This is a genomic window from uncultured Rhodoblastus sp. (assembly GCF_903903185.1).
In the GTDB taxonomy this organism is placed as follows: Bacteria; Pseudomonadota; Alphaproteobacteria; order Rhizobiales; family Beijerinckiaceae; genus Rhodoblastus.
The window spans coordinates 1-22,875 of sequence record NZ_CAIUXT010000091.1; the positions used below are offsets into that span (position 1 = coordinate 1).

Below are 22,875 nucleotides of genomic sequence, written 5' to 3' on the forward strand. Positions count from 1 at the left end.
CGGCGTGCTCAGTTTCATCGACGGGGCAAACCAGGACGCGAAATTCACCATCAGCTTTCGCGGTTTAACCCAAGGCCTTGACGCGTTGACCAAAGAATTCTAAGCGTGACTGAAGCCCTTGTTAACCTTGTTAAAGGGTCGGAAAATAAAGGGTCGAAAAAACCAAAGCCGCGCCCTTAATCAGGCGCGGTTTTCGCTTCTCATAAATCATTTTATATAAATGGTACAAAAATCGCGTTTTTTCGACCTTTCGACACCATCTGCAAAAACACCATAAAATAATATTTATGTAAGATGTTAAAAATCCTTAAATCCACCCCCCATCTCGCCCTCGTTCATTATCTTGCATAAAAATCTTTTTTCGTAAAATGTCGATTATAGTATTATAAAGAATTCACAGAATTACCAAATCGAGTCATAAACCAGAAGACCCTATCAAAAAACGGCTAAATAACGGGTTTTATTTTTGTACTCTTATCCGTTTCATTTTTTGCGCGCTGTTGGCCAGATAACGCCATCATGCCAATCGGCTTCATTTTTGCGTCTATCTAAAACATATACGACACTCGCTCAATTTATTTACATCAGCGATCCGCCAGACGATTCTTTCTTACAACCAGTAGCCCGTAATCAAAACCAGACCCCAGCCTCATCAAGAACAGTTGAAGTCTAAGCCACCCCTTTTTATTTGTTAAGCCCAATCCCAGACCTCAAGACCGGCCGGGCGATGCCGCCCCAGCGCCGTTGAAAACACCCCTAAACTCAGTCGAGAAGCCGTGAAAACCCGCCGCCAGGCGCTCAAGCCGCGACCTGGAAAGTGCCATGTTTTCAATGGTTTAGCGATTTTGGGCCAATATGGCAAAATCTTCAACAATATCAACGCTTTAAACGCATATTGCGTCATACGTAGGTTATGGCGATTTGCTCTCTAGCGAGGTCGTCAGATGGCAAATCGGTTTGAAGGCCCGATACCGCAAACACCTACGCAGCTTCGCAGCATAGGTGTTTGCTACGCGGCTTCGCCGCAGGGCTCCTGAGCGGAGGGCTTTTCCGACCTGTCGGCCGGGCCACGCGCCCCAAGCTTGGGTCGCGCGCCGCAAATTGCGGCGCTGTGGCTTTTCCATTGATTTTTTACTTGCTGACCAAAACCAATCGTATGCTATCATAGGCCATGGCCATCCTGACCGCAGAAGCCCTTGCTAAAAAAGCTCACGCCCTGCAGGCGAAGCTTTCGAAGCAGCGCGCCCGGATGATCGCCAAGTCTGGCCAAATCCGGATCTCCCGGGGACCATCTGGCGTCAGCGGACCGGCCTTTGCCGCCGGCTTCAAATTCGGCTCATCGATTTTTGGCCGACCGAAGTCTAGCATACGGGCGAAATCGCTCGAAGGCATGACCTCGTTCCATTTCAAGTTGACGCCGGTGACCCGTGGGTCGTCATTTACCGAACATCTCTCCGGACGTTCCGCCACCAAGCCTGGTGGGTCCACGACTTCAGCTCCCACCCATCAGGTTTACATCGAGCGCGACCAGGCCGTCGAGACGGTCGCCAAGGAGGCCAAAGCCAAAGCTCAAGCTGTGCGCGAACAGCGCGACGGTCCCGAAATTGGCGAAAGCCTGTCGCATTTTCTCATGACGCCGGAAGACCCCGGCTATTCGGAATCCGCCGCTCTCTATATGGACCGCGACGGCGCCGTCGAAAACCGGTCGTCCTTTGGCAATATCGCGGAGACGCTTGAAGAGCGCGTGAATTTCTGGAAATTGGTCGAGGAGTCCGAGAGGCGCCCCTCCAAACATTCCATTATCGTCAATTCGGCTCTCGATCCAGAATTTTGGCAAACGGTCGTCGCGGATCAGAGCGCGCCTAAATTTCTCAAGGAAATCGCTCTGAATCCTTCAGATGCGATTATCACCGAATCCGTTGCCGAGAAAGTCGCCGCGAAAATCTACGATTATTTCCTGGCGCATCGAGCGGTGACATCCGAGGACGCCCAACCGATCGCCTTCGCGCCATGGAGGGGCGGCCGGGTTCAAAACCGTCTCATTATCGACTTGCCAGCTGATATGACGCCTCTACAAAGATTGGAAATCGCACAACAATTTTGCGACCAGCAATTTGCTAAAAAAGGAGCCCCTTTTCATTGCGCGATCCATCGTCCGACAAAATCGAACGACGAACGCCACTATCACATGCACATCACGTTTCACGATCGGCCAGCCTCCAAAATGATCGATCCATCGACAGGATTGGAAGCCTGGGATTTTGAAATCATTGAGCGGAAGCGCGACAGTTCCCGTCATTATTCTAAAACAAGATCGCACCAGCAGGAGAAAATCCGCGATTTTCAGGACATCAAATGGCCGCGTCAGGCACGAAAGATTTTTTCCGAAATCGTGAATGCCGTTCGAAAACAAAATGGAATGGCCCCGATTTATGATCATCGAAAATATTCAGAAATGGGAATTTTGTATGAAGTCCTTCCCAATCTGACGAGAGGCGAATTTCATGATGTTCAACGCGGTCTTGATAATCCCAACGCCGCCTTGAAAGTCGACAAGCGTTGGCAGCGCGCCTTGATCAAGGAGGCTGAAGATACCGAAATGGTCATCCCTCACAAGGGAACGACCAAGCGATTTTTAAATCTGATCGCCAACGTCTCAAAAAGAGCCCCGGCGTCTATCGTCATGGCCAAGGCGGCACATGGAGCCTATCTCGTTGCCATTTCCCAAATTAACGACGCGAGGCTTGACCGCGTCGCCTTGAAAATCGCGATCGACCAGGAATTATCCGCTTTGACGCCTGAGTTTGGTTCTCCTTCATCTCACTCGAAAAGCATGAAGGGCGCGATCGAACAATTGCACCTACATTTGGCCAAACCGCTTCACGATCAGGAAATTCTGGCGCGCGAAAGCCAGCGCCTGGCCATCGGAAAACTCGCTTTGCTGGAAAAGCAGCTTGGAACCATCTCTCTGGGCTCGATTTCGCTGGCAGGCCGCAGCTTCACCGATCTGATGGGCCGCGCCGGCCTGTCTGCCGTTATGCACGGACTACAATTCAGCGCCAGCCAGATCGAGGAACCGGCGCCGCCGCCCACCCCGGCGCCGGCGCCTATAAGGGTGGCCGTCGCCCCCGTTGTTGCGCCAACGCCTGTGGCGCAACCGGCCAGAACCGTTCCGCCGGTCGCCTACACGCCGCCGCCAAGTCCGAAGCTCATCGACCCGGGAATGGCGAAACTCAGGGAGCTGTCACGAAAGGCCATGTCCTCCCCTGCCCCGGCGAAACCGCCAATTCAAGCCACGATCTTGAAAACCCAGCCGTCCGCGCCCGTGCTCGAACCGAAAACACCTGTGCCGGCCCGCACTCCGGCGCCGCCGGCCACCACGTCGTTTTCCCCTAAATTTCCGCCAAAAACGGTCGTTGAACCGCAACCTCGCGTTTCTGCGGCGCCACAGCAGCTGGACAGAAGCCCGATCAAGCGCACTGTGACATCGCCTTCGTCGCTGAATCACCAAAAAGAAGGTCTTTCCATTACAGATACCGTTTCCACCAAGGCGCCGGGAAAAATAACCAATCCCGAAAATTCTCCGACCAAGCCAGATCCCGAAACAAAGCCTTCCGTAACCACTGCTGCTCCTGCTCCACCCATTCTTAGCGAAGCAGAAGAGCGCCTGGAAAAAGAGCGGCGTGACCGACGCCGCGCCATCTTAACCAATCCACCGCGGGGTCGGGGCTGGGAGCGATAGTTGGCAGGTCACCGGTCATACGTTGCTGAAAAAACCGTGTCGGTCAGCCACCGCTTGAAATCCGGATTGTCGCTGAACTGCTTGAACAGTTCGGTGTCGTCCTTCATCAAGCCGACAATCACGCCGGCCAAAGCCTTGTCGTGCTCGATCCGCGCGTTCTGCTTGTCCGAATTCTGCTTCGCGTTCTGATAGGCCGCGTTGGCGGCCACCTTTTCGGGGATCTCGGTCGCGATCAGGCGACGTATGCGATCCGTGTCCGCCCAGGTGATGTTGCCAAACAGGTCGTTGAAGCTGCGAATGATGTTCGAAAGTCGATCGAGTTCGGGCTCGCCTCGATGGCCGCCGCCATCTGTCGGCACAGGATCGATTTCGGCGTCTTCATCGGAAAGCTGAACCCTTTGCGCAGCCTGTTTTTCGACTCGGTAGCTATCCATGTCTATGGATTCGAGAATGCCCTTCGACAGATCCTCTTCGCGCGGCGCCGGCAGTTTGGGCAGCAGGAAATTCAGAAAAATCGAAAGCTTTTCCCATTCGGCGTTGGTGTAGGGCAGAATTGAGGAAATGAAGGCATAGGTCCGAACGAAAGCCTTGACCTTGCCCTTGAAATCAACCTGTCCGTCTTCATCCAGTTTGTCGTCATAGACAGCGACGCAAGCGTCGAGAATGGGATCAAGCTGGTCGCGATCCGCGCCAGAAAGATACAGGACGACAAGCTGTTCAATCTGGCCAGGCCCATAGACCTGATAACCATCGATCGTGGCCTTGAGATCATGAAGCCGGTTCGGATCGGTCTCGTCGCTCAGAATCGTCGTGCGATAATAGGTGTCGAATGACGCGCGGATCCCTTCAATATCGTTCATGAAATCCAGCACAAAGGCGTCGTGCTTTTGCGGATGTGCCCGGTTAAGCCGCGACAACGTCTGCACCGCTTTGATGCCCGAAAGGGCCTTGTCCACATACATGGTGTGCAACAGCGGCTGGTCATAGCCGGTCTGAAACTTGTCGGCGCAAATCAGGAAGCGGTAGGGGTCGGTTTCGATCCGATCGACGATGTCCTTGGACGGGAAGCCATTCAAACTGGCCTCCGTGACTTTCGCGCCGCCGAATTCATGCTCGCCAGAGAAGGCCACGATCGCCCGATAGGGGCTCTTGCGCTCGACGAGATAGGCGCCGATCGCCTGATAATATTGGATTGCGCGCTCAATGCCCGAGGTCACGACCATCGCCCGCGCCTGGCCGCCAACCTTGTTCAGCGCCAGCACCTGCTCGTGGAAGTGGTCGACCATGATTTCGGCCTTGAGCCGGATCGCATGGTCATTGCTTTCGACATAATGGCGCAGCTTTTTCGTCGCCCGCTTGGTGTCGAATTCAGGATCGGCGTCGACGGTCTTGACCAGCCGATAATAGCTGTTCACCGGCGTGTAATAGCGAAGCACGTCGAGAATGAAGCCTTCCTGAATCGCCTGCTTCATCGTGTAGCTATGGAAAGGGCGGTGCTTGACCGCGTCGCCTTCGGGAAAGGGCTCCCCGAATATTTCCAGCGTCTTGTTCTTCGGCGTCGCCGTGAACGCGAAATAGCTCGCGTTCGGCAGCATCTTGCGCTGCTCCATGATCGCATTGATCTTGTCTTCGACCGTCTCGTCCTCGTCGCCGTCTTCGGCGCCGGACAGCGCGGCGTTCAGCGCGGCGGCGGCTTTGCCGCCTTGGCTGGAATGCGCCTCGTCAATGATGATCGCAAAGCGCCGGTCTTTGTGCTGGGCGCCAATGTCGTCGAGGATGAACGGGAATTTTTGCACCGTGGTGATGATGATTTTCTTGCCATCGGCAATGAAGCGCCGCAGGTCGCCGGAATGTTCGGCATGCCCGACCGTGGCGCCAACCTGCGCGAATTGCTTGATGGTGTCGCGGATCTGCTGGTCGAGAATGCGACGATCGGTGACAACGATCACCGAGTCGAACACCTGACCGGCGGCATTGGCGAGGCGCACCAGTTGATGCGCCAGCCAGGCGATGGAATTGGACTTGCCCGAACCCGCCGAGTGCTGGATCAGCACGCGCCGCCCTGCCCCCTTGGCGCAGGCGTCGGCCAGAAGCCTGCGCACGACATCGAGCTGATGAAAACGCGGAAAAAGCTGATCGCGCTTTATCCGGCCTGACTTCGGGTCTCTGCGTTCGACGATCTGGGCGTAGTTCTCGATGATATCCGTCACCCCCAACGGCGTCAGAATATCCTTCCAGAGGTAATCGGTCTTGATGCCGTCGGGGTTGGGCGGATTGCCGGCGCCGTCGTTCCAGCCCTTGTTGAAGGGCAGGAACCATGAGGCCTTGCCCTTAAGATGGGTGCAGAATTTCACCTGCGCGTCATCGACGGCGAAATGAACCAGACAACGCCCGAACTCGAACAGCTTTTCGCGCGGGTCGCGGTCGCGCTTATATTGCTCGACGGCGTCTTCGACGGTCTGCTTGGTCAGGCTGTTCTTGAGCTCGAACGTCGCTATCGGCAGGCCATTGACGAACAGCGCCAGATCGAGCGCATGGGCGGCGCCATCGCGGCTGTAACGAAGCTGGCGGGTGACCGAGAAGCGATTGAGCGCGAAGCGCGCTTCGGCCTTGGCGTTGCCGGGCGATGGCGTTCCATAGAACAACGCGACATCATGGGCGCCATGTTTGACGCCATGGCGCAGAACGTCGATGACGCCGCGCTTGCCGATTTCGCCTTGCAGCCGGGCCAGAAATTTCTGCCGCGCCGGACTGTCATGGTCGAGGTCGAAAACGGCTGCCAGCGGCGGCTGCGTCGCCGCGATGAAGGCGCGCAATTGCACAAGATCGACCGTCCAGGCCCGATCGTAGGCCTTGGGATCGCCGAGCAGCCAATTATGCAGGCCAACGAAAGGTTCGGGTTCCTCGGCGAATACACCGCCGCCCGGAACCGGGGCATAGCCCGTCATTCCGGCGACGATGAGGGCCTCAAGGCCCTTTTCCGAGGTGTCCGTCTTCATGCATCCGCCATCATGTCACCTCGATCAGCGTTTCGCCCCGCGCGAGAGCCGCCAGAATATCAGGCAGAACGGTCTCGAACCAGACGAGCAGGTCCCGCCGCCTTGTGTTGGGCAGCCTGATCCACACCACCGCCGGCCCCTTATCGGCCAACACCTTGCGTTGCGCGAAATCCTCGTCCTTCGTGACGATCACAGAGGATGCCGCGAGCGCGTGATCCCAGATCGCGGCGTCGGACCGCCGCCTGCAACCCGAACTCGCCGACATGCGCCGCCTCATGCCCCTGGGCCGCGAGCCAGCGGGCGAGAGCGGGCGGCAATTGCGCATCGACCAGAAAGCGCATCAGGCCACGCGCAGCACGGGATGGTCGCTCTGACGCGCGGCGTATTCCAGTGCGGCGGTGATGTCGCCTTCCTCCAGCAACGGATAATCCGCCAAAATTTCCGCGCGGTCGGCGCCGGCGGCCAGCAGGTCCAGCACGTCGCGGACGCGGATGCGGAGTCCGCGCAGGCAGGGATCGACGGTGATCCGATAGGTTTCGCTCATCCTTCGTCTCCTGATCGGGACATTATTGCGGGCCTCAAGGCCCTTTTCCGAGGCATCCGTCTTCATGCCGCCGCCAGCCACCCCTTCGCTCGAAGCGTCTCGAAGGCTATGCCGATCTGGCGCGGCGAAAAGCGTCGCTTGCGGTCATTCCACGCGTAGACCTTTTCCACCGCATCCTCGACGCTGGCGGCCTGTTCGCGCTTCGCCACCCAGTGGACGGTGGCCAGCAGTTCCAGCCCGAAGGGCGTCTCAAAACCTTCGACCAGCGCGCCGACGCGGTCAAAACGTGTCTTGGTATCAAGGTCGGCGCTCAGAAAGGTTTCGGCGTCCTTGACGGCGCCGGGGACCAGTTCAAGCTGTTTGTCGGGCGCGTCGCCGCCGTCGCGATAGCCGGAGACCAAATGGCCCTCGATCTTGGTCAGCACATGGCGGAGATTGTCGGCATAGGGGCCGTAATGGTGCTTGATGTAATGCAACCGCAACGGCTGACCCGCCTCCTGCATGAAATACATCAGCTTCTGCAATTCAATCAGCGAGATGAACGGGTCCATCAGCCCGCCGAGATAGCGGTGCATCAGCACGACCAGAGCCGCGCGCCCCGGCGTCATGTTCGGAACCTCGCGCGACTTGGTGGCGACCGGCGCGCTGTTCGGCTCGAAAATGGTCACATGCAGATCGTCCAGCCCACGCAACGCTGTGACAATGCGCGGGCGCACCTCCGCCCAGTCGAGCCCGCCGAGGCCGGCGCCGAGTGGCGGAATCGCGATTGACCGAATGCCGCGCGCGCGAATTTCCTCGACCAGCGCATTGAGGCCGGAATCGATGTCTTCCATCCGGCTCTTGCCGCGCCAATGGCGCTTGGTCGGAAAATTGATGATAAATTTCGGCCCGGCCAACTGGTGTGGCTCAAATACGAACATCTTGCCGGGCTCGACCTCTTCGCGCGCACAGGCGGCTTCATAGGCCTTGAAGTTTTCCGGAAACGCATTCTTGAACTGAAGGGCGACGCCGCGACCCATGACGCCGATGCAATTGACCGTGTTGACGAGCGCTTCCGCGTCCGCCTTGAGGATATCGCCGGTCTTGAATTCAATCATCGCCATCCTCCCTCAATAATACCATTCTCTTCTTATTTCGATCCTTGGCCGATGTGCCGCGCCCTGCATGGCGTTGGAGACCGGCGACACGTAGCTTTGCGAAAAAACGCCGATTCGCTCGACCAAACGCCACGGAAAAGCCTGTTCGATCAGGAATTCGGCCTGTTTGCCCTCCTTGATCAAACGTGACACGCCATTGCCTGACCATTGGCGGGCATTGACGGCGTCCCAGTTGATATCGCCAAGTCTCGCCAGATCGCACCTGTCCTCGAAATAATAGGCCCCCGCATTCGATAGCGTGAAAGCCCAGCGCCGGTCATTGGCCTGAGCCCAGGCAATCGCGGCATGGAGGTCGGCTTCAAGATGCACGATGGGCTGTTGGCCACCCTGATATGTTAACTCAGGATTCCTCATGTGAATCAGATAAAGCATTATCGATCTTGGACAAAAATAGAACGGGACACACTGACCGATGTATAGATTTTGATGGCAGCTCAATTTGAGTTCATTCAGGCGGCGGGCCTTAATTTTGTCCATGCCGATATTGGTTCCGCCTAACGGTGTCTTCAGCATCTCCGAATCCGAAAGCATTTGGCCCGCCGCGATGATCGATGGGAGTCGGTCGACGTGCACAATCCGGTAGATCTTGGGTTGGGCGGGAACGGGCATGGTCAGGCGGCGGCCTCCTCGTTCTCGGCATCATCAACGGCGTCGTCGAGGTCATCGGCTTCGGCGAGATCGTCGATGGGATCGGCGACCTCGGGCAGGCTGGCCGCGACGGCCCGAACATCGAGCTTGCCTGTGACGACATCGGCGATCAGTCGGGCGCGGAATTCGCGCAAACGCTCAGCGAACCTTGCGATCGAATCCGCTAGGCGTTTTTCTTGAGCAACGAGATCAACCAGTCGTGACTGCTCGCTCTGCGGCGGCACCGGTATTTTCTCTTTCAAAAGGGTGCGAATGTTTAAGGGCCGATTTCGACCGGCAGCGCCTCTGGAATGTTCGTTAAGCAGCAGATGACCGAAACCAGTCCTCAAAAATGATGAAAGGTAGGTCGTCTGAACGATTTCGCTTTTGCCACGAAGGATGTGGTAACGGTGGCTCGCAATACAGCCTGCTTCAGCGGTCCCGGCGAGGGCGACCGCTCCTTCCCAGGCAAATTGTCCACTTAAGATAAGATCGCCATCTTCGATCCACGAGAACGTAGAATCTCCCAAGTCATCACCTCGGGTCGGTGGCTTTTGAAAAATGCCACGCCCTCGATTGAATAGGCCGACCGGTGTGTAGACGATGTTGTTTTCGCGCTCCGCGCTCCGGAAAATGTGGTCAACGATATTTTCCAAACGCAACTGCTGTGTTTCCCGCGACGAAACCACCTCGTGGGTTAGGGCTTCGCGCTCCTCGGAGACCAGTTTCAAGACGCTTTGCTTTGCGCGAACCAGCTTCGTCGTCTGGCCGCCATGCCAATCCAGAAACCGCACGATCAGCCGCTGCTCGTCGAGCGGCGGATAGGGAACAGGGATTGGACCGAAGCGATCCGTGTAGAGGCGAAGGAATCCGGATTCTCCGGTGCCTAGACCTTTCGATTCCGCCCGGAACACGGCCGAAAGTGAAGGCAACCGAAATGCTTGAAGGAGGTAGGGGTTGAACGCATCGGGCTTCGGCTCGAACACGGCGTAGTCCGGGCTTACCAATCCGCGCACATGGGCTACGCCGAACAAACCGGCAGCAGCCCTCATTCGGTTCATGACTACTTGGCCGGGCTCAACAATCTTGAAATTTACCAGCGACTCCGGCGGAATCAGCTTGCCGCCGGAGTCGATGTGATCGACCAGCCCTTGCCGCATTCTCAGCGACAAAAGCCGTTCTTCTCCGGTTTTGCTGCGGCTATCGACTTCCCTCAGCAAGGTCTTGATGCGCCGTACATCCCAATGCGCCGGCACATTGCCAAGCCATGACAGCCCGCTCGGCTTCATCTCAGGATAGGGACGCAAGCCATCAATCATCGCGCCGCCCCGATGATGTCCGCCATCAAGCCTTCGGTCTCCCGTTCCAGCGCCACAATATCGGCGCGGATGGCGTCAAGCGTGCGCAAGGGCTGCGGCTTGTAAAAATAGCGCGTGAAGCTGATTTCATAGCCGACGGCGGTCTTTGCCTCGTCGATCCAGGCGTCGGGCGCATGAGGCAGCACTTCGCGGCGCAGAAACGCCTCGACGCCGCCCGGCTCCTGCAAAGGCACGGTCTCGGTATCGCGCAGCTCGCTGTCCGGCTCATATTCGACAACGCAGTTTTTGCCCTCGACCTTCGCCGCGACCAGACCGCGCAAGGGATCGGCCTTGACCTTGCCCGGCTTGTGCATGCGGCGAATGACCGGCGCGCCAGCTTCATCGCGCGCGGCAAGTGAGGATTGCAGCAGCTTGAGCCGCTTCGCCGTCAGCTTCGCGCCATGACGCTCGGCATCTTCCTCGACCTGATTGAGCAAGACATTGAAGTCGAGATGCGGACCCAGCCCGATGACGCCGGCGACGCGGTCCGCGACATTGGCGAGCGGAGCCTCGTCCAGCTCAAGGCATATCTGGCGAAACGCCGCGCGCTTCGCCTCCGAGAGGTCGGTCGTCAATCGCAGCGGCCGCTCGACCGTGACCTTCCAATAGCCGAATTCGGCATTGTCGAAAATGCGCGACTGCCCGGTCTCCTCGAAGGCGATGAAGGCGGAGAGGATGCGATCGATATCGGCATCGGCCAGTTCGCAGTTTTTCTTGCCGAGATTCTTGCGCAAGGGCTGAAACCAGCTGGTCGCGTCGATCAATTGCACCTTGCCGCGACGGTGGCCGGGCTTGCGGTTCGACACCACCCAGATGTAGGTGGCGATGCCGGTGTTATAAAACATGTTCAGCGGCAGGGCGACGACGGCTTCCAGCCAATCGTTCTCGATAATCCAGCGCCGCACATTGCTTTCGCCGCTGCCGGCGTCGCCGGTAAACAGCGACGAGCCATTATGCACTTCGGCGATGCGCGAGCCCAAGGGCGTGTTGTGCTTCATCTTGGCGATCATGTTCGCCAAAAACATCATCTGGCCGTCGCTGGAGCGGGTCACGAGACTATATTCGGCATCACCGGCATGTTCGATGACGAAGCGCGGATCGCGGATTCCGGCTTTGCCGCCCATGCGCTCCTGATCGCTTTTCCAGCTTTTGCCATAGGGTGGATTCGACAGCATGAAGTCGAATTCTTTGGCCGGAAAAGCGTCGTTCGCCAGTGTGGACCATTCCGGCCCGCCGACAATGTTATCCGCCTCTTCGCCCTCGCCCTTGAGCAGCAGATCGGCCTTGGCGATGGCGTAAGTTTCGCCGTTGATTTCCTGCCCGAACAGATGGGTGGAGACCTGCTTGCCCTGCAGGGCGGCCAGGTCCTTCAGCGTCTCTTCGGCGACGGTCAACATGCCGCCGGTGCCGCAGGCGCCGTCATAGAGGAGGTAGGCGCCGGATTGAATTTGCTCGGCGACCGGCACGAAGATCAGCTTGGCCATGAGCTTCACGGCGTCGCGCGGCGTCCAGTGCTCACCGGCTTCCTCATTATTGGATTCGTTGAAGCGGCGAACCAGTTCCTCGAAAATCGTGCCCATCGCGTGATTGTCGAGGCCGGGATGTTTCACCGACCCATCGCCATGCAGCACCGGCTTCGGGCCGAGATTGATGGCGCTATCGAGGAATTTCTCAATCAGCGTGCCGAGCACATCGGCTTTTGACAGTTTCGGAATCTGGTTGCGGAATTCAAAGTTTTCGAGAATTTCCTGAACATTGGGCGAGAAGCCGTCGAGGAAGGCCTCAAAGTCGGCCTTCAACTGCGCCTGGGACGCCCGCGAGCGCAGGTCGCGCAGATTGAAGCGCGACGTGTTGTAGAAGGCTTGACCCGCCGCATGGCGAAGCGCGGCGTCCTGATTGGTGATGCCCGCCTTGTCGAGATTGTCCTTCATCTGGAGCACGTCGGCCTTGGTCGGCTCCAGCACGGCGTCGAGACGGCGCAGCACCATCATCGGCAGGATGACGTCACGATACTTGCCGCGCACATAGAGATCGCGCAGGGCGTCATCGGCGATGCCCCAGATGAAATTCGTGATCCAGTTGAGATCGCCGTTGCTCATGACTGTTTGGCTTTCCCGGGCTTGGCCGGACCTTCGCCGACCGCCGCCATTGCGACGCCGCGAAGCCGCTCATATTCCTCGACCGCCAGCACAACCACCACGGGCCGGCCATGTTTTTCAACGACGACCGGTTCCGAACGCGCGAGATCGATCAGGCGCCCGAAGCCATATTTCGCGTCTTTCGCCGACATGTTTTGCATTGCTTGGCCCTTGCCCGATTCGTAGCTGAGTTTTGGCCAATTTGGCCGTTTTATCAAGCTGGCTTCGGGCTCAAAGGGCGCGAGGATGGCTTTGTCTTTCATATCGCGTAACTAACCGGCCCGTCGCGGCTGGCGTCGACGTCGAACGGGCTCTGCCTCAATCGGAGCATCCATGTTCCTGGCGGAACCTTTGCCGTGGCGCCGCTTTTTCTCGCCTTCTTCCGATTTCGCGCGTTCAAGCTCGTCGGGCGGCAGCAAGCGCTCGAAAACGCGCTGCAGGACACTCTCCTCCGATGCGCGGCTTCCGATGATCTCCGCAGCCTCACCCAACGTGGCGTTGATGCCTTCAAGTTTCTCCCGCAGGACTGCCGAAATTTCCTCATCGAGACTCAAGTCGTCGGACGTTCGCGCGACGATGGTGATGACCTGATAGATTGCGGCTGTCTGGCCGGCGCGATGACCGCGGTCTTCCGCCTGCATCATGGCGGTTGGGACCCAGTCCAACTCGACGAAAAGGCAGGTATCGGCGCGAGTCAGGGTAATGGCCTCGCCCGCGGCGTTGACGGCGCCAATGAAGACATCCGCATCACCGGCCTGAAAGCTTTTTTCAGCTTCGGCGCGCGCTTCCTGCGGCGTCCTGCCATCGACGACCACGACCTTTCTCCGCATCCGCCGCAGCTGGTTCGCAAGTCCGTCCGTTACATCTTGATGGGCCGTGAAGACGATGCAGCACGTTTTCGCTTCGACGATGGCGTCGATTTGGTCCGCGACGCTTCCGTCATCGATTTTGGCGAGGCCGAGCAGGCGCCGGGCTTTGGAGAGCAGGCCAAGAACACCCTTCCTCGCATCCGCGAGCGTGCCTCCCCGGGCAAGCATCTCCCGCATTTTCTCGCGGGCGAAATCTAAAGTCCCGGCATATTCTTCCAGTTGCTCGCCGCGCGGCTCGATTTCGATAAACTGGTGGATCTTGGGCGGCAGATCCAGCGCGTCCACCTTCAGGCGGCGAAGCATCACTGCCTGCAGCAATTCCGAAACTGCCTCGTTTTGGCGCCGGCGGACTTCATCCCGGCCACGATGAGCCGCTTTGTGGCGCCCCAACTGGCTAGCCGCGCCGGGAAATATCGCCTCGATCAACGCGCCGCCTTCGCCAGCGTGATTGCGCAGGGGCGTGCCGGTCAAGAGAACGGCGCCGCGGCTCGGTTCGCCAAGCAGGGCGCGGACGACTGCGGTGCGCGCGGCGTCGGCGTTCTTTATGCGATGCGCCTCGTCGATATAAATCAGGTCCGGATTCCATTCCTTGAGCCGGTCGAAAATTTCCGCGGAAAGCCGCCGGCCCATCCGCCTAAGCCGATCAGCGCGCCCACGATCAGCAAGATCGACTCGATTAAGCGCTTCACCGATTCCCGGCACCTTGCGAGGATTGAAATTGAAAACGCGTGCGTCCCACGCTTCAACTTTTTCTGAATTTGTCGATCTTTTAACCGCGCCGACGACGGCATGTCTATCAATGCCGGCCTGATCCAGCGCCGCAAAGATCGCCGCCTCTTCCTCCGGCGTGTCTGCGGTCCATTTTTCCGCGCGGGCGACCAACAGATCGTAGGTGACTATGGTCCAGCCCGCATTCGGAAGCGTGGCGTCCGACAATGAGTCTTTGATATGGACGATTTCTGTCGCTGCGCCCGCCCAATCCAGAATCTCCCGCTCCCATACAAAGCGCGCATTGGCCGGCGCAACGACCAGGATACGGCTGGCTTGGGCGGCGATCGCCGCGCCGATAGCCTGACCCGTCTTGCCGAGCCCCATTTCGTCGCCGAGCACCGCCCGCATGCCGTGACTGAGAAGAAACTCGATTCCGGTCCGCTGATGAGCGAAAAGCTTGTGTCCGCAAGGCGCCGGACTTTCCCAACCCGGCACAATGGCTGGGTCGAACTCCACCTTTAAGCGTCCGCGGATCGTCCCGATCTCAATCCGGCCGCCCATCGCTTCAAAGCGTTTAGCGACAGCCCGCCATTGTTCACGTGGCAGGGTCAGGTTGGGTTTGACAGTCGCATTGCGCTTGGCCGCCTTGATTTCCTGCGTCAGCAGCGCCAAGTGCAGCGGATTGCCAAGAGTCAGTGTCGCATGGACGAGATCGCCATCGACGATCCGCACCGGCTCCCGGCTCCATTCCTGGACTCCAGTTTCGTCGGAACGCCAATTGCACTCGAATTTGCCTCCCGAGGCGGGCAATCCTGCAATCAGCGCGGTTAAATCCGACTTGGTCATCGGCGGATGGAGAAGCCGCTCGTCATCGAATGGGCTATGCACCCAGGCATAGCCTGTCGCTTTTGCCAGACACCAAAGCCCCTCACGCAAACGGACTCCCCAGCCGCTTTCGATGGCCTGCCGCCAATCCGCGCAATTATTAGAAAGGACCCACGCATCGTCGGCGCATCGTATCGCTTCAAGCTGGATAGGCGGCGGGGTCAGTTCTGCTGCGTCGGCGACGCGCCATCCTGCACGGACTGCAATCGCACGCGCGCCTTCCAAGGTCGCGACAGGCAAGCGCCAGCCTGTCGCAGCAAACCAAATCGCCTCGGCCTTACTAACGTATTTATACAATTTCTTTCCGACGACGGTGTCGCCATAACGCCAGCGGATGAACGAGCCATCAGCAGCGACATAGAGCGTGGCCGGTGCCTCGTGATCCACGCGATAGGGTAGTTTCGATAGGAGATCGGTCCAGTTGACGATTTTCAGAAAAGCGACCGCCTTGCGGGGCTGCGACGGCGTCGGGTTCAGGGGCGGCGGCTCTATTTCAGGGGAAGGCGCCGGCGCGGGCGCGACAGTTTCAAGAAGGCTTTTTTTCAAGCCCTTCGGACGCCCACGCTGTGGCTCAAATCTTTCCGGATCCGCTAGGCCAAGGCCACGAGCAAGCGCAACTACGACAAACGCGGCGCGTAGCTTCTCTCCTCGCTGTGCATCAACAATTTCGAGCAAATCTTTCGGCACCCGCAAAAGCACAGTCTCTGTTTTCTCAGCCTTCGAGGTGGGATTCGAACCCTCAGGCTTGGTGGGACTCGAACCCGCAGACTTTGTTTCTTTCACCATCATTCAATGTCCGAATTCATCGAGGTCTAATAATTCTCGGCTTGAGCGGGGCGCAAATTGAACGGCTATGTTCTTTTTATGTTCCGCCGTGGGTAAAGTTGCTCGCGACCATCGTTCAGCAAATCCGATACGGTTTAATCGGTTGAGCGCTGAACATAGACAATGCGCTGGCGCTGCTTCTCAGGGTAGCCATCCTCATCGCGTAAACGCGCCTGGTCCAAATCTTCGAACCAAGTGGCCAGTTCGGGCGGGAGCGACTGCGCCGGGAGCGGAGGCTGAAGCCGGGGCGCCGGGGATTGCATCAGATCGCGCGCGCCGCCGCCGCCGAAAGACGCCGACCCGCGCGCCAGCCCTTCGAACATCGCCGCGGCGCCAAGTTTGCATTTGGCGCCGACCGGACAAGAGCACTCGCTCGCGAAGATGGCCTTGCCGGCGGACGTGCGTGCTATCTTTATAACCTGCTGATAAGGTTTGGGCTCGTTGCCCTGCACCTTGGCGATAACAGCGTCGCCTTGATTTTCGAAGCCGGAAACCCGGCGCTGCTCTTGATAGATGAGCCCGGCCTCCAGCGCGCGCGGACCGATGTGAAACAGAATGTCATTTTCAGAATAGGTCATCGGCCCAAACTCTCGGTTTGACGACAGCGATCCAGCCATCTCCACAACGACCACGTCGCCTACTTCCTCCGTCGAGCCTGTGGGACCTTTTATTCACGCGATAACCAAAATGCCGACTCAAAGGCTCAACGACACGCATTTATCGCCTTCAACTGACACAATGTCAATATCTAGTAATATGTGTTCGTGACTTATCATGTTCCCCATCCTCGTAAACCCTTCAGGGTGGCAGGGTGGCGACGATGATCGCGGCGCGGTTTCCCGACAAGTTCAATTCTCTCGTCCTCGCGGGAGCGCGGATGAACACGGATGCCGGCAACGAGCCGATCATAAAATGGCGCACGAAACGCCGCTTTCGTTTTATCGCGATCTCGTCGCGCTCGGCGGCGGGTTGATGCAGGGGAAACTCATGCTGCGGGGATGGAGCGCGCGGGATGACCAGCGGCCGAAAAATTACCTCACCGCTCCCCTTGCGATCTATGGGCGACCTCACCCATATCGCTTGTCAGGAGCCGATAGCCTGGGCTGCAAGCGACCCTAAAAGCGGCATTTCGAACTTCACCGAACACCCTCTGCGGCAACCATTCTGCCGGCGCGAGGTAGTCATGAAACGCTTGCTGGATTGGCCATTCATCTCAAGGCGACTATTTTCGGCGAGGCGGAGTCGGATCTGTCAATGACGGCCCTTCCCATCCACGCCGAAGCCGCGCCATCGTTATCAAAAAGCTGTCGTTCGCCAAGAGCTTAAATCGCGAATTCCACTGGCGAGCGCCGGAAGGCGCCGTGTCGTTCACGCCTTCAGCAAAACTCAAACACCGAATTGGATTCGCCCATTTCCGGGTTCGTCTCAAACGCGATGGTGGGCACGTTGCCGTGATCGGCTGGTCATGAGGCGGAATAGCTCATTCCTGCGATGCGGCGGTGACCCAAGTTGACCCTGAGCGGCCGGCAAGCCGTCATATGCGGACGGCCGCTATCTGGGGTGCGGAGTCACCGTCAACGCGGAAACTGGCCGGGCGCCGCCGTTCGCACGCCGAACACAATGGATGCGCCCCTGAGAAGCAACACCGTCAGAAACCCGAGCAGTTGAGCGGTCAGCGCGGAAACTTGCAGGTAGACCGCCAGCGCGTAGACAAAGGCCCCGCCCAGAGCCGCGGTGGCATAGAGTTCCCCTGGAGAAAGGATCATCGGCCGGGTTCCGGTCAGTACATCCCGGATCACGCCGCCCCCCGTCGCCGTCAGCATGCCCATGAAGACCGCGACCACGAAGGGGGCGCCGGAAACAAGCGCGATATGACACCCCACCACGGCAAAGGAGCCGAGACCGATGGCGTCCAGCCAGACGATGCCTTTATGAGGCTCGGTGAAATTCCGAATGAAAAAATAGGCGACCAAAGAGGCGACCAGGCACAGGATCAATTCGTCGGGATTGCTCGTCCACCAGACCTTGCGCCCCAGCAGCAGGTCGCGCAGCGTGCCGCCGCCAATGCCGGTGATAACGCCGATCATGAGCAGGCCGATGATATCCATTTTATGGCGCGCGGCCGTCAAGGCGCCGCTCATGGCAAAGACCACATCGCCCATATAGTTGAACGCCAGGATCGTCGTGGAGAGCGGTTGGCCTGGATTATCCATCGACTTTTATTCCTGGCTTAACAGGTTGGGTTTTCGGGCTCGCTCGCGCGGAACAGCCGAACGATCGGCGACAGCTCCGCATCGGCGTCATGAATGCAGCCGTCGAGGGCGATCCGCAACGCCTCCGCGTCCATGCCGCCCTCCATTCCGATCATGACGAGTTCGTTGCGAGGGGTCTCCGACCCCCACTTTCCCGCGTCGCGCAGGTTCGAGCGTTTGCCGACCATTTGCAGGATGACCCGGTATTCCGGCAACTCCTCTAGATAGACAAAGCCCTTTGCGCGATAGACTTGGTCCGGCAAGCGTTCGAACACCGAGCGCAGTTTTTGGAGGGAAAGCCGGCGGTCGGACGTCCAGCTCCAGCTCGAAAACCCGTGCGAGTGAGAATGGCCGGACGGGCTTGGGGAAGCTGCCCGCCGCCTGCCATTCATCCCCGAGATCAAGGCCATCGGCACCCGTCCGTGGCTGGCTTCCAGTATCCGCGATCCCTCGGCCATTTCGCCGATCAGGGTCCGGACCTCCTGCAGGCCTGCGCCGTCGACCAGATCGGTCTTGTTCAGGACGACGATATCGGCGACCGCGATCTGCGTCTGGGCGAGGGCGGCGGGTTCGCCCCGCAGTTGCGGGAATTGCTCGCTATCGACGACGCAGAGAATGCTGTCGAGCGCCAGAATCGGATGCAAATCAGGCAGCAGGAAGGTGTTGGCGACCTGAATCGGGTTCGATACGCCGCTGGTTTCGACGATCACGTAGTCGGGGAGTTCGGGTCGCTGCAACAGTCCCAGGCATGCCGCCACGAGATCGTCGCGGATGCTGCAGCAGATGCAACCGTTGGCCAGATTGATCGTTTCGCCGTCGACCCCGACCACCAGCCTGGCGTCGATGTTGATGGCGCCGAAATCATTGACCAGAACAGCGGCCCGAACGCCATGGTTCGCGCTCAGGATGTGGTTCAGCAGCGTGGTCTTGCCGGCGCCAAGGAACCCTCCGATGAGGGTGACAGGAACCGGCGCCGACGCCGCGCGCGCGGGAAAAACGGCATCGGGCCTTGCCGGCGTCATATCTGCGTTACCGGGCGACGGATGGGCTTGCCCGGGTAGACGCCCTCGACGACGGTGGAATTCTTCACCACCGCGACGCCATTCACGATGACGAAGGGTATGCCCGACGACGGCAAGGCGCCATGTTCCCGGGTGGCGTTGTCGGTAATGGTTTGCGGATCGAAGATCGTGATGTCGGCGTCGGCCCCCACCTGGATGCGGCCCTTGAAAGCCATCTGCGGAACGCCGCAGTCCTCCATGAACCTGGCCAGCAGATAGCTGCTTTTGGCCACGGCGGTCATCAGCGGCGTGACCTTCTGTTCGCGGACGTAGCGGAACACCTTGGCGTAGGTCCCGGCTCCGCGCGGGTGGCCGAGCGCCTGGCCGTCGGGAAAGTCGTACGGGACGGTCGTCGCCCCCTCCGCATCGCGGCTGGCCTTGTCGTCCATATAGGGCACTCCGTCGCTGCCCAGGCAGACGCTGGGCCAGGCCATCGCCTTGACCATTTCCGGCTCCGTGCAGTGATTGAACAGGATGGTGGCCATGGGGGTCTCCTTGAGAGCTAACTCATAGGTTTCCTTGGTCATGGGCTGCATGGTCTGGACCAGGGTGATGTCCCCGTAACTATGGCCCATATCGTTGTTGTAATTGTCCGGGTGCAGATAGTCGGCCATCATGACGGAGGAACCATAGGTGTAGGGGTACATCTCCAGCAGCACCTTGACGCCCCTCGCCCGGGCCTGATCGACCATTCCGGCCACATCCTCGACGGCGCTCAGGACCTGGGCGTGAAAGTGGTGAACCAGCAAACCCGCTCCGAACATGGTGGCGCTGGCGATGGCCTCCAACGTGCCCAAAATGCCCTCGGTCGGCAGCGCCATGCTGGAAAAGCGCCCGTGAACGGTGGCGAACAGGCCGTGCTCGCCGGCCAGCCGCCACGCCTGGTTCAGCTCAAAGGCCGTGAGCCCGGAGGTCGCATAGCCGACGGGCGTGCCGACGCCCAGGGCGCCCTGTTTGAGGCCCTGTTCGATCTTGCCGAGGATCGCTTTCAAATCCTCGGGCGAGGCCTTGCGGACCGACCACTGGCCTTTCGACTTCCAGGCCTCCAGGAACAGATTGCCGGTGTTGGCGACGATGCCGCTGAACACGTCATCGCGAATGGCGAGATGCCCGACCACGGCCCCATAGTTGGCCTGGGCTTGCCCCTCCCAGCGCTTGTACCAGGCATCGACCGGCCAGGCGCCTAATTCGAGGTCCAGTTGCGTGGTCTTGCCGTCCCGAACGCCACACTTCACGGCAAAGGCGTCGTTGGCGCCGTGACAATGTCCGTCGATGAAGCCCGGCGCCACCACATGGCCTGTCGCATCGATGGTTTCGGCGCCCCGGATCACCAGCCCGGTGATCGCGGCGATCTTGCCATCCTTGACGCCAACATTGCGAACGGCGTCCAGCCCCGTTTCCGGATCCATGACCCGGCCATTGTTGATGACGAGATCATATGGTTCGCTCAGACTGGTCATGGCGAATGCTTCTTCCTCATCGCGGAAGGCCGCTCAAAAACTCCACGTCAGGACAAGCTCCGGCCCGAACAGGGTCGCCTGGAAGTGGAAGCCGCCGTTGGAATTTCAAGTCGGCCTATCTATCTGTTTTATATAAATATATCAGAATTGGCCTGCAAGAAAAAAACGACTTGCCGATGTTCGGCTCAGTGGCGCTATCGACCGGAACGCTGGGCGCCGCGCCACGATCAAGTCACCGATGTTCTCCTGTCAAACCCTTGTGGTCGCCGACATCATGCCGATCAAAACGATTCCCGATAAGCGAGACGAGGGTCAACCTCGGCTCCGGCGCTGGCCTCTTCCAGTTCCGCCAGCTTGGAACACAACGTCCAGGCCGCGCGGAAAATCCCAACCGTAGATAGCGGTCGTTCGAAACGACGGCTGGCCGCCAGCTTCGCGCCAGAAGCGGTAATACGGTTTTGGATTGAAAGGCCCGCGTATTAGTCCGAAAGCCGTCGTCAAAATTTAGCGCGTCAGTCCTGTCGATCGCATTACGACCGAGCGGATGGTCTTTCGTCTTGGGGCGGCCGCCGGGTTTCGTTGCGCAACGGCCAATTTGGGGCGTGCTTCGGCGTCACTATCCATCCGCCGCGCGTGGCGGCGCCATGCTTTGCGGCGCGTTTTGGTTCGCCGAGGGCTAGGCGGGAGGCTTTGGCCGGCGGCGGGGCGCCGCCCGCGCTCGTTAGCGGTCCCTGGTATAGACTCCATACAGGCGCATTTCCGTCTCGCTGTCCATGGTGTCCTCAATTAACGGCAGCAGCGCCGCCTCCTCCTTCTGAACGTGGATCAACATGCGCTGGACGAACTCCGCGCCGACCCTTTGGAACTCGCGCCAGCGCGCCGCGTCGAAGCCGTCGCGCTGGGCCGCGCGGGCCAGCGCCGCCAGCTTTTCTCCAAGCGGACGCATGAAGGCGTGTTCCTCGGTCAGATGATCGCCGATCAATTGATCGCCGACCGATTGGAAAAGCGTGAACAGGTGGTTTTCCTCGAAATCGAAGTGCCGCAACGTGTCGTTGTCGATGGCGGCCACGAGATCGCATAGCAGGCGGGCCGCCTCCGGGTCCCCGAGGCTCATGGGCTGCCGCCGGCGGATCATGGTTTCCACGCGTTCCATCAGAGCTATGGTGGCGCGATGCTCGTCGTGCAGCGTCTGGCTGATGCGGTTGGCGAACATAAAACACCTCTCTCGGGCGGATCTTCTCAGGATCGGGTCTTGCCCGAGGCGACGGTTTTCAGAATCCCCGACATGAACAGGGCGAAGGCGAGCGCTCCGGCCAGGCCGACGGCGGAGGCGAGCGCGGCAAGCGTCGCGCTGTCCAGTACGATCGCGACGGCAAGGCCGGCGATGGCGGCGAGGTGACACCCGGCGTGAACCGTCAGGGGCGCGCTGGCGCTCAAGTCCGACAACAGCGGCGGCCCCCCGCTCGACCGGGTGACGTGCATCGAGGCGAGAAACGGCGCGATACGCTGCAGAATTCCCAACAGGAAGGTCATCAGCCAGCCGCCGAGCGCGACGAGACCGCACAGCGTCGGGCCGCCCGGCCCCGCCCAGCCTTCCACGGCGGCAAGGCCGGCCAATGGCGTCAGCGCGAGGAACGCCCAGGAGACGCGCACCAGCACGAACGAGAGGCCAAGCCGCTTGCGCATGCCGGTCGCCAGCGCCAAATGCATCAAACGCAAATGCAGACACATGGCGACGAAACCGAGCGCGCAGGCCGCCGCAAGCACGCTTGACTCCCCGAGCAGCGCGCCGGCGACCGCGACGACGACCGTCGCCGCCGCGAAAGCGAAGGCCGCTTGGGCCATGCGCGATTTCGGCGCGCTCGACAAGGCGAACATCGGAACGAGCACGTGGCTGAAGCCCAGCGCCAGCATGCCCATGAAGCCGAAAGCGCCGAGAATCATGTGAGCGAGCGCGACCGCCCCATGATCGCCAAAAAAGCCGATCCTGTCGTCCAGCGACAAGGCGAGGCCGAGCGCCAGCAGAAGGATCAGCGACACCAACGCCGCCCAGCCGAAGGCCCGGACCAGCGGCATGCTCCCGGCCCGGCGCAGATTGTCGGCGAACAGGCCAGCGAACAGCGCAAGACCCGCCGCGCAAGCCGTCGCCCCGCCGATCATCAGGCCGCCATGGGCCGCGTACATGCCCGCGACGAGCGCGATGACGCCGGGGGTCAGCAGCCAGAAAACGGCCTTGACCGGCCAAAC

At 59.5% G+C, this 22,875-nt stretch carries 17 protein-coding genes; 2 read left to right on the forward strand and 15 right to left on the reverse strand.

What is annotated here, in order from left to right:
• Window positions 1-1,171: 1,171 nt before the first annotated feature.
• On the forward strand, window positions 1,172-3,742 hold the full coding sequence (locus QZY01_RS08430) for a MobA/MobL family protein (RefSeq protein ID WP_294535817.1): 2,571 nt from the start codon (window positions 1,172-1,174) through the stop codon (window positions 3,740-3,742).
• An 8-nt stretch (window positions 3,743-3,750) separates the two neighbouring features.
• Here the strand turns inward: QZY01_RS08430 and QZY01_RS08435 are convergent, their stop codons facing one another.
• From QZY01_RS08435 to QZY01_RS08480, 10 genes are all read right to left on the reverse strand, one after another.
• The gene (locus tag QZY01_RS08435; RefSeq protein ID WP_294535820.1) at window positions 3,751-6,741 is read right to left on the reverse strand and encodes a type I restriction endonuclease subunit R; all 2,991 of its coding nucleotides are present in this window, start codon (window positions 6,739-6,741) and stop codon (window positions 3,751-3,753) included.
• Between the two features lie 10 nt (window positions 6,742-6,751).
• A complete protein-coding gene (locus QZY01_RS08440; RefSeq protein ID WP_294535822.1) occupies window positions 6,752-7,006 on the reverse strand; it encodes a DUF5615 family PIN-like protein in 255 nt (84 codons plus the stop codon).
• Between the two features lie 75 nt (window positions 7,007-7,081).
• Complete coding sequence (locus QZY01_RS08445) at window positions 7,082-7,285, reverse strand: DUF433 domain-containing protein (RefSeq protein ID WP_294535825.1); 204 nt, start codon at window positions 7,283-7,285, stop codon at window positions 7,082-7,084.
• A 62-nt stretch (window positions 7,286-7,347) separates the two neighbouring features.
• Window positions 7,348-8,382 carry a macro domain-containing protein gene (locus tag QZY01_RS08450; protein WP_294535828.1) on the reverse strand — a complete coding sequence of 345 codons (1,035 nt, stop codon included), beginning with the start codon at window positions 8,380-8,382 and terminating at the stop codon, window positions 7,348-7,350.
• Window positions 8,383-8,394: 12 nt separating this feature from the next.
• A complete protein-coding gene (locus tag QZY01_RS08455; RefSeq protein WP_294535830.1) occupies window positions 8,395-9,051 on the reverse strand; it encodes a DUF4433 domain-containing protein in 657 nt (218 codons plus the stop codon).
• A gap of 2 nt (window positions 9,052-9,053) precedes the next feature.
• Window positions 9,054-10,388 carry a restriction endonuclease subunit S gene (locus tag QZY01_RS08460; protein WP_294535832.1) on the reverse strand — a complete coding sequence of 445 codons (1,335 nt, stop codon included), beginning with the start codon at window positions 10,386-10,388 and terminating at the stop codon, window positions 9,054-9,056.
• Window positions 10,385-12,526, reverse strand: coding sequence for a class I SAM-dependent DNA methyltransferase (locus tag QZY01_RS08465; protein WP_294535834.1), 2,142 nt, complete (start codon window positions 12,524-12,526; stop codon window positions 10,385-10,387). The genes QZY01_RS08460 and QZY01_RS08465 overlap by 4 nt, the downstream gene beginning before the upstream one ends.
• Window positions 12,523-12,717, reverse strand: coding sequence for a type II toxin-antitoxin system Phd/YefM family antitoxin (locus QZY01_RS08470; RefSeq protein ID WP_342394889.1), 195 nt, complete (start codon window positions 12,715-12,717; stop codon window positions 12,523-12,525). The genes QZY01_RS08465 and QZY01_RS08470 overlap by 4 nt, the downstream gene beginning before the upstream one ends.
• Window positions 12,718-12,837: 120 nt before the next feature.
• Complete coding sequence (locus QZY01_RS08475) at window positions 12,838-15,819, reverse strand: DEAD/DEAH box helicase (RefSeq protein WP_294535839.1); 2,982 nt, start codon at window positions 15,817-15,819, stop codon at window positions 12,838-12,840.
• 131 nt (window positions 15,820-15,950) lie between these two features.
• Entirely contained in the window at window positions 15,951-16,433 is a 483-nt protein-coding gene (locus QZY01_RS08480; RefSeq protein WP_294535842.1) for a hypothetical protein, read from the reverse strand.
• A 242-nt stretch (window positions 16,434-16,675) separates the two neighbouring features.
• Here QZY01_RS08480 and QZY01_RS08485 point away from each other — a divergent pair, with 242 nt between their 5' ends.
• A complete protein-coding gene (locus QZY01_RS08485) occupies window positions 16,676-16,828 on the forward strand; it encodes a hypothetical protein (RefSeq protein WP_294535846.1) in 153 nt (50 codons plus the stop codon).
• A gap of 601 nt (window positions 16,829-17,429) precedes the next feature.
• Here QZY01_RS08485 and QZY01_RS08490 read toward each other — a convergent pair.
• The 5 genes from QZY01_RS08490 to QZY01_RS08510 all read right to left on the reverse strand — a co-directional run.
• Window positions 17,430-18,017 (reverse strand): TRIC cation channel family protein, encoded by a 588-nt coding sequence (locus QZY01_RS08490; protein WP_294535849.1) that lies wholly within the window; start codon window positions 18,015-18,017, stop codon window positions 17,430-17,432.
• A 68-nt stretch (window positions 18,018-18,085) separates the two neighbouring features.
• Window positions 18,086-19,129 (reverse strand): GTP-binding protein, encoded by a 1,044-nt coding sequence (locus tag QZY01_RS08495; protein WP_294535854.1) that lies wholly within the window; start codon window positions 19,127-19,129, stop codon window positions 18,086-18,088.
• Window positions 19,126-20,628, reverse strand: coding sequence for an amidohydrolase family protein (locus tag QZY01_RS08500; protein WP_294535859.1), 1,503 nt, complete (start codon window positions 20,626-20,628; stop codon window positions 19,126-19,128). The genes QZY01_RS08495 and QZY01_RS08500 overlap by 4 nt, the downstream gene beginning before the upstream one ends.
• A gap of 721 nt (window positions 20,629-21,349) precedes the next feature.
• Entirely contained in the window at window positions 21,350-21,841 is a 492-nt protein-coding gene (locus QZY01_RS08505) for a hemerythrin domain-containing protein (RefSeq protein ID WP_294535863.1), read from the reverse strand.
• Window positions 21,842-21,867: 26 nt separating this feature from the next.
• The coding region (locus QZY01_RS08510) for a hypothetical protein (RefSeq protein ID WP_294535866.1) at window positions 21,868-22,875 on the reverse strand (1,008 nt) is incomplete at its 5' end.